The sequence below is a fragment of the Desulfosarcina cetonica JCM 12296 genome (genome assembly GCF_001311845.1).
Classification (GTDB): domain Bacteria; phylum Desulfobacterota; class Desulfobacteria; order Desulfobacterales; family Desulfosarcinaceae; genus Desulfosarcina; species Desulfosarcina cetonica.
Map to the genome: position 1 here is coordinate 1 of NZ_BBCC01000417.1, position 1,818 is coordinate 1,818.

2 protein-coding genes are annotated in these 1,818 nt (G+C 45.2%); both read left to right on the plus strand.

Annotated features, from left to right (window positions below):
• Positions 1-881: HD-GYP domain-containing protein (locus JCM12296_RS34535; protein ID WP_157068188.1), on the plus strand; the 881-nt coding region annotated here is incomplete at its 5' end.
• A 336-nt stretch (positions 882-1,217) separates the two neighbouring features.
• A partial coding sequence (locus JCM12296_RS34540) for a hypothetical protein (protein WP_218188442.1) occupies positions 1,218-1,818 on the plus strand: 601 nt, incomplete at its 3' end.

Here is a 1,818-nt window from a genome sequence, read left to right on the forward strand (position 1 = left end):
ACCTAATGTTTAAATTTAAGGAGGAATTTTATTTCCAGGTCTTCAGCCCCATCCACGATGATCAACAGTTCCTTGGTTATGTCGGCATCTTGGTCGCAGTGGGCCCGAAGATCCTGCATCAATTCCGAAAGGCCCTGATCATTGCGCTGCTCCATGCAATCGGAACAATTTCAACCATGACATTGGTTTTATTCCCGTTGATTCATTCGTCATACCGGAAACTTCGGCGAAACAGCCGCGAACTTCTGGAAAGTCATCTATACACCATTAAAGCATTGGGGAATGCCATTGCCAAGCGGGACAGTGAGACCGGCGAGCACAACCATCGGGTCACCTACTTCAGTTTGTGTCTGGCGGAGCAATTGCATTTATCCAATCAATCCATGCAGTCGCTGATCAAAGGCGCATTTCTTCACGATATCGGGAAAATCGGTATTCGGGACAATATTTTACTGAAACCATCGAGCCTTTCGAATGACGAGTTCACGATTATGAAAACCCATGTGGAACAGGGAGTCCAGATCGTCAACGACATCCCATGGCTACAGGATTCGATAGACGTAATCCGTTTTCACCACGAGAAATATGACGGAAGCGGATACCCCATGGGGATTATCGGGGAACAGATACCTATCGTTGCACGAATTTTCTCAATGGTTGACGTGTTTGATGCTTTAAACTCCAAAAGACCCTACAAACATGCCATGTCATACGTCGACACAATTGAGATTTTAAAACAAAATCAGAAACAATTTGATCCGTTGGTATTCGCCGCCTTTTTGGAAATTTCAGAATCGCAATACAAAGATGCCGCCGTTATGGTGAAGCCTGAACTGGAGATATGCTTGGCAGAAAAAATACATAAATATTTTGACATATAGTGCTGAACAAAAACTAACATGCCTAAATTTTGGTGCTTTTAACACATCATCCAATTTTGGGCCTTGATCATCGTTTCGGCCACCGCAAAGCGGCTATGTTAGTATTAATAATAAATCTAGACAGTTACGATTTACTAGGATATATAATAAAAGTATGACTCAAATTTTACAACTCAGACACGTCGCTCAAGGAAGATAGTTGCCAATATTATAGCAACTTATGAATCGGCATGCCAGAGCCCATTCAGCCAGCGAGAAATTGCAGAACAAATCGATATTCCTCGCTCCACCCTGCAATATTGGATAGAACGGAAAAAGTCGATCGATGCCGAGCCTTTGGTCAAGGACTTTTTTGAATCTCCCTCGGGAACGGCTTTTTTACATCGACTGGTAGTGGCAGCACATTTTTGCATGGCGTTTTTAGGCCCTGGCAGCGTTCGACAAGTTTGCCAGTTTTTGGAACTGACGGGTTTGGACCGATTTGTTGCCGCTTCATACGGATCTCAACAAAAGGTCTCGGTCAATATCGAGAAATCGATTGTCGAATTTGGCAAACGGGAGGCTGTGCGCCTTACAACGGGCATGGCTCCGAAACAAATCACCGTGTGTCAAGATGAAACCTTTCATCCGCAGACTTGTCTGGTCGCCATTGAACCGGAATCCGACTACATTGTTTTGGAAAAATATGCCGACGGGAGAAAAGGTTCGGATTGGACCAAGGCCATGAATGATGCGTTAAAGGACCTTCCCGTAAAAGTGGTTCAATCCACCAGCGATGAGGGCAAGGGGATTGCCAATCATGTCAGAAACGACCTGGGTGCGCATCATTCACCGGATCTGTTCCATGTCCAACATGAAGCGGTAAAAGCGACCAGTGCCCCGCTTGCCAGCAAAACCAAGCAGGCACAAATGGCCTTGGAAAAAGCATCCGAAGCAG